A 7,667-nucleotide genomic window follows, 5' to 3' on the forward strand; every position below is an offset into this window, starting at 1 on the left:
AGCCGGATACGATTCATACGCTTGAGCACTTGCTTGCGTTTACGATTCGCACACATTCTGAGAAATACGATCACTTCGACATCATAGATATCTCACCGATGGGCTGCCAGACAGGCTATTATCTTGTTGTCAGCGGCGAGCCGACAGCGGAAGAAATTGTAGACCTGCTTGACGCTACGCTGAAAGAAGCCATCGATATTACGGAGATTCCGGCGGCCAACGAAAAACAGTGCGGCCAGGCGAAATCGGCGGGCCGGCGCGATGTCAGCAGCGCCACGCCCAGCGGCCCGGTGAATTCCAGCGCCACGGCGATACCCAGCGGAATGGTGCGCAGCGACATATAGAACAGCAGGTTCATGCTGCCCAGCGCCGCGCCGAAGGCCAGCACCAGCCGCCATCCGGCTGGCGTCATCGGCATGCGCCAGGGCCGGAAATAGGCCATGAGGATCAATGCCGAGAACATCAGCCGCAGCGCCGCGGTGCCCTGCGCGCCCACGGCGGGAAACAGGCTCTTGGCCAGCGCGGCGCCGCTCTGCATGGATACCATGGCCACCATCAGCAGCAAGATGGGGTATAGCAACGAGGACGGCGGACGGGTAGCGGAAGAGGGCATGCTGCGGCAGGGCGGCCAGGAAGGCCGCCGCGCCTGCCATTCTACGGCAAGCCCTGCCGGCTTCCCGGGCCGATTGCAGTCCGGGACGGGCAGGAGTAGGCTTTCGACCCTGTTACCGGTAGCCCGATCATGAATGCCACGCTTCCCACCGCTTCCGACGCTTCCCGGCCCACTTGCCGGGCCTTGTTCACGGGTTTTTTCTGGCTGGGGCTGAGCGCCTTCGGCGGCGCGCTGCCGTTGGCGCGGCACATGGTGGTCGAGAAGAACCGCTGGCTGTCTTCCGAAGAATTCACCGAACTGCTGGGCCTGTGCCAGTTCCTGCCCGGCGGCAACATCATCAATATGTCGGTGGCGCTGGGCATGAAGTTCCGTGGGCCCAGGGGCGCGCTCGCCGCACTGATGGGCCTGATCGCCGCGCCGTCTGTCATCGTGATCTCGCTGGGCGTGGTTTACCAGCGCTACGCCGACGACCCGCGCATCCAGCACCTGTTCGCCGGCCTGGCCGCGGCCGCCGCCGGGCTGCTGATTTCCATGGCGGTGAAAATCGCCCGGCCCCTGCGCGGTAAATGGGCCGCCATCGCGGTGGCGCTGGCGTGCTTCTTGTGCATTGCCGTGCTGCGCCTGCCCTTGCTGCCCACCATGTTGATCCTGACGCCCATCAGCATCTTCGCCACCTGGAGAACGATGCGATGAGCGCCGTGCTGATCTCGCTGCTGGTGATTTTCACGCAGCTGTCGCTGCTGGCCTTCGGCGGCGGCAACACCATCCTGCCGGAAATGCAGCGGCAGGTGGTACAGGTGCATCAATGGATGTCGGCCGCGGATTTCAGCGCCCTGTTCGCTCTGAGCCAGGCCGCGCCGGGCCCCAACCTGATGGTAGTGACGCTGGTGGGCTGGCACGTGGCCGGATGGCAGGGCGCGCTGGTCACGTCCATTGCCAAGTTCGGGCCGTCGTCGATACTGACCGCCGTGGCGCTGGGCCTGTGGGAACGCTTCAAAGACCAGCCCTGGCGCCGCGTGGTGCAGATGGGCATATTTCCCATGACGGTCGGCCTGATGGCGGCCAGCGCGGCGCTGATCACGCAGGCCTCGGTGCATACCTGGATGCTGGGCGCCATTACGGCGCTGGTGGCGGGGGCCACGATTTTCACCCGCGTGCACCCCTTGTGGATGCTGGCCGCCGGCGCCCTGCTGGGCCTGACAGGCATCGGGCAGCCTTGATATTTCCGTGCCGATTTCGGTGTCTGGCACCCTGGCGGGAGCCAGACACCCGAGCGGGCCGAGGCCCGCGCGCTTACTCGATATACGACTTGGTGCTGTACAGATCCACCGGCAGGCGGTTCAGCACCGGCAGGCCGCTGGCATCCTCGGCCTGCATGTCGATATAGGTTTGCAGCACGTCGGCGTCCAGCACGCCGATGTCCTGGCGGCGCTCGGCGGGCACGTTGGCCAGGGTCTTGTAGCCGTCGCCGCCGGTGGCATTGAAGCTCAGCACGAACAGTTTGTAGGTGCGGGCCGGGTCCAGCGGCAGCCAGCCGCCGCTGGCGGCGTCCCACACTTCCGCGTTCGATACGCGGTTGCCCTGCGCCGCCAGGCTGTCCACGTCGAAGCGCAAGCCGCCGGTGTAGGGGTACGGGCCGGTGGTGCCGGTGGGGCCGTATACGGCCTGCATGCCGTCTTCCAGCATGCTCTTGACTTCGGCGCCCGTGATGTCCAGCCGCCACAGCATATTGCCGAAGGGCAGCACTTCGATCACGTTGGCCGCGGTCACATTGCCTTCCAGCGGAATGCGCACGCCGCCGCCGCTTTGCAGGGTGATGTCGGCGCCGCCGTACTGCATGTTGGCGACTTCCAGGTAGGCTTGCGCCACCAGTTGCTGGATATCGCCGCCGCGCACATCGACGCTGGCCAACGCATTGCACGCGATGCTGGAACGGCCGTAGTCCACCGAGCCGGGGCCGCCCGGTACGCGGCGCGAGCACAGCTCTTGCGGTACCGAGGCCACCACGCTGTTGCTGTAGGTGTCTACTTTGTCCTTGAAGGGCTTCAGCACAGCCGCCGCATCGGCGTCGGGCGCCTGCACGCGCAGGAAGCCGCTGGCCGCGATATCGGCCTGCATGGCGGCCTGGTCGGCCGGGTTCGGCGCGGTGCCGCCCACGGTCAGCGCGTCGCCGATCAGCACGTGCGGCGTGCCCGAGCACTGTGTGACGTCGCCGTTGGCATCGAAGCTTACCTTCAGTTCGCCCACCACTTGCGAGTATTCCCAGGCCTGCACCAGGCAGACCCGCTTGCCGTCCTTGTCGGTCAGCACGGTGGGGTATGCGCCGGCCGGCGAACCCACGTCGTAGTCGGCCAGCGTGCCGGGGCCCAGCAGGCTGTGCGAATCGCCGCCCACCACCACGTCCACGCCGCTCAGGCCGGCGATGACTTGCTGGTCGTAGCTGTAGCCGATGTGGCTCATCAGGACGATCTTGTTCACGCCCTGGGCCCGCAATGCGTCGATCTGGGCCTGGGCGGCCTCGGTTTCGTCCGTGAATACCGTGCCGGCATCGGGGCTGGACGACTGCTGCGTCTTGTTGGCGATGGTCAGGCCGATCAGGCCGATGGACTGGCCGTCGCGCTGCACGGTGATCGAGGGCCGCACCCAGTCCGGCGCGCGCGAGGGATTCAGCGGCGATGCATCGGCAAAGGTGACGTTGGCGCTCAGCACGGGCGTCTGGCATTCGCCCGAATGCAGCAGTTCAATGAAACGGTGCAGGCCGCTGTCGCCCTTGTCGAATTCGTGGTTGCCCGCCGTCATTGCGTCGAAGCACACGGTATTCATCATGGCCGCGTCGGCCTCGCCCGGCTCGCCCGCGCGGTTGAAATAAAGCGTGCCGGTCATGGCATCGCCGGCGTGCAGCTTGAGCACATTGGCCGATTCCGTGGCCAGCGCGTCGATGGCGGCGGTTACGCGGGGAAAGCCGCCCGCGTCCACGCCGACCTCGGTCGCGGTGCCGGCGGCATTCTTCAGCATCAGGGTCTTGGACTTGCTGTCCAGGTTCGAGTGATGGTCGTTGACATGCAAGATGGTCAGTTCCATCGGTTGGCTGGCCACCGGCGGCGGGGGCGGCGGCGCGTCATCGTCGTCATCATCGCCGCTGCCGCAACCAGCCAGCAGGGCCAGTCCGCTCATCATCAATATGTTTGTGTGCTTCTTCCAGGTTTTCATGGGCCGCGCGCCTCTTGTCGGGGAAGCCGAATCATTGAGGACGCAGATGACGGCGCGATGAACAAATGATGACGGTGAAAGAAACGCGCAACCCGGCACGCGCCCGGAAGGGCGCTCCATGCGGTTGAACGATGCCGGGGTGGGGCTCAGGCCGCGGCCAGGCGCCAGAGCGTGGTGATTTCCGCGGCGCGCGCGGCGTGCAACGGGTCGCCGGGGTCGGAGGCGCGTGGATGCAGGGGGCGGGCATCCAGGCGGCCAGCCACGCGCAGGCCCGCACCGGCAATCAGTGCCTGCAGTTCATCCGGGGCGCGCAGGCCCAGGTGTTCGGCCAGGTCCGACATGATCAGCCAGCCCTCGCCGCGCGGCGCCAGATGGACCGCCAGGCCTTCCAGGTAACCGCGCAGCATGCGGCTGTCGGGGTCGTAGATGGCGTACTCCACCGGGGCGCTGGGGCGTGCCGGCAGCCAGGGCGGGTTGCACACGACCAGGTCGGCGCGGCCTTCGGGAAACAGGTCGGCCTGCACGACGTCTACTTGTTCCTGCAGGCCCAGGCGCTCGAGGTTCTCGCGCGCGCAGGCCAGGGCACGCGGATCCTGGTCGGTGGCAATGACGCGGCCGATGCCGCGCCGCGCCAGGACGGCGGCCAGCACCCCGGTGCCGGTGCCGATATCGCAGGCCAGCGGCGGCTTGCCGCCCGGCAGGGGAGCCTGCGCCACCAGGGCCACGTACTCGCCCCGAACCGGCGAGAACACACCATAGTGGGGGTGGATGCGGGCATTCAGGGCGGGAATGGGTACGCCCTTCTTGCGCCATTCATGCGCGCCGATGATGCCCTGCAATTCGCGCAGCGAGGCCAGGTAGGGGCCGTCGGCCGGGCCGTAGGCTTCCAGGCAGGCCTGGCGCGCGTCGGGGGCGCGGCGCAGGGGAATGCTATGGCCGGCGTCGAAGGGCAGCAGCACGCTGCCCAGCAGGCGTGCGCGCTGGGCCTGGGCCATGCGGTGGCGGTTGAATGCCTCGCGGGGCGATTCTGCAGGCTTGCCCGTTTTTTTCTTGTCGATGCGGCGGGCCAGGGCCTGCAGCAACTGCCGGGCATTGTGGAAATCGCCGCGCCACAGCAGATGGGTGCCTTCGCAGATCAGCCGGTAAGCGGCATCGGCGGGGATCTGGTCGTCGGCGATGTGGATGCGGACAGGCGGCGGCGCGGCCGATTCCGAGCGCCACTGGGCGCTATGCGGCTGGCCGGATTCGGTCCAGTGGACAAGAGGCAGGAAAGACATTCGGGGATCCGGGGCGGACAGCCTGCCATTGTAGTGGCAGGCATCCGAGCCGAACGCCGCAGGGCCGGCCGGGGGCGCGTTCAGGCGGGCGGTGTCTGGCACCCTGGCGGGAGCCAGACACCCGGCAACACTGGGTCCCAGGTGACGCATGGACGTCTGACGCTTTGGATCCCAGGTGACGCATGGGTGTCTGACACCTTGGGTGTCAGACACCGTCCGTTGAGGCGGCTTGTGGCCGCCTCAGCGTCCATCCCTAGAACATCACCGCCGTCTTGCGCAGCGTGGTCCAGATGCCCCAGGCCAGCGGAATGCCCACGCATGCCCAGGCGAACAGCACCAGGGCGAACGGCGTCTTGAAGGTGGACGTGCCCTCGCCGTGCACTTCGGACGCCACGGCGCGCTCGTGGGCCAGGGCTTTTTCGCGGGCGAGTTCCTCGTCGCTCATGAAGTACTTCGGGTTGACCGGACGGATCGCCATATTGCACAGGAAACCCAGGATCAACATGCCCGCCAGGATGTACATGGTGATGTCGTACACCTGGGCGCGCGGCACGCCTATGGACAACTGGTATTCGCGGATGTAGTTCACCAGCACCGGCCCGAAGATGCCAGCCGCCGACCACGCCGTGAGCAGGCGCCCGTGGATGGCGCCCACCATCTGCGTGCCGAACAGGTCGGCCAGGTAGGCCGGCACCGTCGAGAAGCCGCCGCCGTACATCGAGATGATGATGCAGAACGCGCCCACGAACAGGGCCAGCGCGCCTAGATGCGCCGACCACGGCACCGAGGCATACAGCACGAAGCCCAGCACCAGGAACACGAAGTACGTCATCTTGCGGCCCAGCTTGTCCGACAGGCTGGCCCAGAAGAACCGGCCGCCGATATTGAACAGGCTGAGCAGGCCAGTGAAGCCCGCCGCGATGGCGGCAATGGAAGCCAGCTGGGCCTTGTCCAGCTGATTGAAGGGCAGGTCGGGCTGGCCGATCAGCGAGCCGCCGAACACTTCCTGCAGTAGCGGCGACGCCATGCCGATGATGCCGATGCCCGCCGTGACGTTCAGGCACAGCACCCACCACACCAGCCAGAACTGGGGAATGCCCCACACGCGCTTCACGTGCACATGGCCCTTGGTGATCATCACGTTGTTGGCATGCTTGACGGGCTCGGTCCAGCCGGAGGGTTTCCAGCCGGTGGGCGGAACGCGGTAGCCCAGCGCGCCCGACATCATGAACACGAAGTACACCACGGCCAGCGTCAGGAAGGTTTGCCACACGCCCAGCCCCGCGGGGGTGGCGAAATGGCGCATCATCATGTCGGCCAGCGGCGCGCCTATCATGGCGCCGCCGCCGAAACCCATGATGGCCATGCCGGTGGCCATGCCGCGCCGGTCGGGGAACCACTTGATCAAGGTACTGACCGGCGAGATATACCCCAGCCCCAGCCCGATGCCGCCGATGACCCCCGACCCCAGCCACAGCATCCACAGCTGATGCGCATAGATGCCGATGGCGGAAATGACCAGCCCGCCGCACCAGCACACGGCGGCCACTATGCCGGCCTTGCGCGGGCCGGCGCGTTCCAGCCACCCGCCCCACAGCGCGGCGGCGCAGCCCAGCAGCACGAAGAACAGGGTGTACATCCAGCCCATGGTGGAAATGCGCCAGTTGCACTGGGTGGTGAACAGCTCCGCCAGTACGCTCATGTCGGCGGCGCAGGTGGCTGCCGCGCCGCCCAGCGATTTGGACAATGGCAGCCAGAACACCGAGAAGCCGTAGGCCATGCCTATGCACAAGTGGATGGCCAGCGCCGCCGGCGGCACCAGCCAGCGGTTGAAGCCGGGGCCCGCGATGGTGCGTTCTTTATCCAGGAAGCCCGGCCTCGCGCCGGGCAAATCCAGTGTGGCGGTATCGCTCATAGTGTCTCCTCTCCAGGGTGGCGCGCAGGCCGGGTATGGGCGCTCGCGAAGTGCGGCGGCCTCTGTGTTTATTGGTGTCGGGCAAGCCTTATGCGGGTTGGGCGGGGGTCAGCCGCTGGCGGTTCGCCGCGACGGCTTCCCGTACGATCTCGTGCAGGCGGACGTCGCCGTCCTGGCCGTCGGGGTGGGCGGCCAGGAAATCGAGCAGGGCGTGGCGCATGCGGGGCTCCCAGAACTTGTGAATGTGGCCGGCCACGCCTTCCAGCGCCTCGGCGCGGTCGGGCAGGGCATCGAAGAAATCGCCGATGCGGTTGGCCATGCGGATCAGGTTGGCGATGTCCATGGTCAGGGCTGGATGCGTTCAGGATGTGAATAGATGGCGGCGTCGGCGTTGCGCACGAAACCCAGCAGCGCCACGTTGGTGTTCTGGGCCACGCGGATGGCCAGCGCGGTGGGCGCGGACACGGCCGCCAGGACGCCGATGCCGGCGGACGCGCATTTTTGCACCATTTCGAAACTGGCGCGGCTGGACACCAGCGCCAGGCCGCCCTGCGGACCAGGGTGCTGGCGGGACAGGGCGCCCACCAGCTTGTCCAGCGCGTTGTGCCGGCCCACGTCTTCGCGCACCAGCTGCAGCTGGCCCGCGGCGTCG

The 7,667-nt window shown here is 67.0% G+C and carries 7 protein-coding genes and 2 pseudogenes; 3 read left to right on the forward strand and 6 right to left on the reverse strand.

Annotated elements, in window-relative coordinates; all coding sequences use genetic code 11:
• Positions 1-29 precede the first annotated feature (29 nt).
• Positions 30-188: pseudogene (locus tag LPZ50_RS25475) on the forward strand (S-ribosylhomocysteine lyase); the annotation flags it as partial.
• Positions 189-208: 20 nt separating this feature from the next.
• On the opposite strand, the pseudogene LPZ50_RS18860 reads toward LPZ50_RS25475, so the two are convergent.
• Positions 209-547, reverse strand: a pseudogene (locus tag LPZ50_RS18860) (EamA family transporter); the annotation flags it as partial.
• Between the two features lie 195 nt (positions 548-742).
• Between LPZ50_RS18860 and LPZ50_RS18865 the strand changes: the two are divergent.
• Together LPZ50_RS18865 and LPZ50_RS18870 are read left to right on the forward strand one after the other, a co-directional pair.
• A complete protein-coding gene (locus LPZ50_RS18865; RefSeq protein WP_230663611.1) occupies positions 743-1,306 on the forward strand; it encodes a chromate transporter in 564 nt (187 codons plus the stop codon).
• Positions 1,303-1,833 (forward strand): chromate transporter, encoded by a 531-nt coding sequence (locus LPZ50_RS18870; RefSeq protein ID WP_230663615.1) that lies wholly within the window; start codon positions 1,303-1,305, stop codon positions 1,831-1,833. The genes LPZ50_RS18865 and LPZ50_RS18870 overlap by 4 nt, the downstream gene beginning before the upstream one ends.
• 73 nt (positions 1,834-1,906) lie before the next feature.
• Here LPZ50_RS18870 and LPZ50_RS18875 read toward each other — a convergent pair whose 3' ends face one another.
• From LPZ50_RS18875 to LPZ50_RS18895, 5 genes are all read right to left on the reverse strand, one after another.
• The gene (locus LPZ50_RS18875; protein WP_230663618.1) at positions 1,907-3,823 is read right to left on the reverse strand and encodes a bifunctional metallophosphatase/5'-nucleotidase; all 1,917 of its coding nucleotides are present in this window, start codon (positions 3,821-3,823) and stop codon (positions 1,907-1,909) included.
• A gap of 146 nt (positions 3,824-3,969) precedes the next feature.
• On the reverse strand, positions 3,970-5,100 hold the full coding sequence (locus LPZ50_RS18880) for a methyltransferase (RefSeq protein ID WP_230663621.1): 1,131 nt from the start codon (positions 5,098-5,100) through the stop codon (positions 3,970-3,972).
• A gap of 253 nt (positions 5,101-5,353) precedes the next feature.
• Complete coding sequence (locus tag LPZ50_RS18885) at positions 5,354-7,015, reverse strand: OFA family MFS transporter (RefSeq protein ID WP_230663624.1); 1,662 nt, start codon at positions 7,013-7,015, stop codon at positions 5,354-5,356.
• Between the two features lie 88 nt (positions 7,016-7,103).
• Complete coding sequence (locus tag LPZ50_RS18890; protein ID WP_230663626.1) at positions 7,104-7,358, reverse strand: formate dehydrogenase subunit delta; 255 nt, start codon at positions 7,356-7,358, stop codon at positions 7,104-7,106.
• A gap of 2 nt (positions 7,359-7,360) precedes the next feature.
• Positions 7,361-7,667 (reverse strand): formate dehydrogenase accessory sulfurtransferase FdhD (locus tag LPZ50_RS18895; protein WP_230663629.1); only part of this gene is annotated, 307 nt, incomplete at its 5' end.

Source organism: Bordetella petrii (assembly GCF_020991325.1).
GTDB lineage: Bacteria > Pseudomonadota > Gammaproteobacteria > Burkholderiales > Burkholderiaceae_B > Bordetella_A > Bordetella_A petrii_E.

Coding starts and splice junctions, on each gene's coding strand:
- LPZ50_RS18865 (WP_230663611.1), top strand. CDS start 743: ATGAATGCCACGCTTCCCACCGCTTCCGACGCTTCCCGGCCCACTTGC.
- LPZ50_RS18870 (WP_230663615.1), top strand. CDS start 1,303: ATGAGCGCCGTGCTGATCTCGCTGCTGGTGATTTTCACGCAGCTGTCG.
- LPZ50_RS18875 (WP_230663618.1), bottom strand. CDS start 3,823: ATGAAAACCTGGAAGAAGCACACAAACATATTGATGATGAGCGGACTG.
- LPZ50_RS18880 (WP_230663621.1), bottom strand. CDS start 5,100: ATGTCTTTCCTGCCTCTTGTCCACTGGACCGAATCCGGCCAGCCGCAT.
- LPZ50_RS18885 (WP_230663624.1), bottom strand. CDS start 7,015: ATGAGCGATACCGCCACACTGGATTTGCCCGGCGCGAGGCCGGGCTTC.
- LPZ50_RS18890 (WP_230663626.1), bottom strand. CDS start 7,358: ATGGACATCGCCAACCTGATCCGCATGGCCAACCGCATCGGCGATTTC.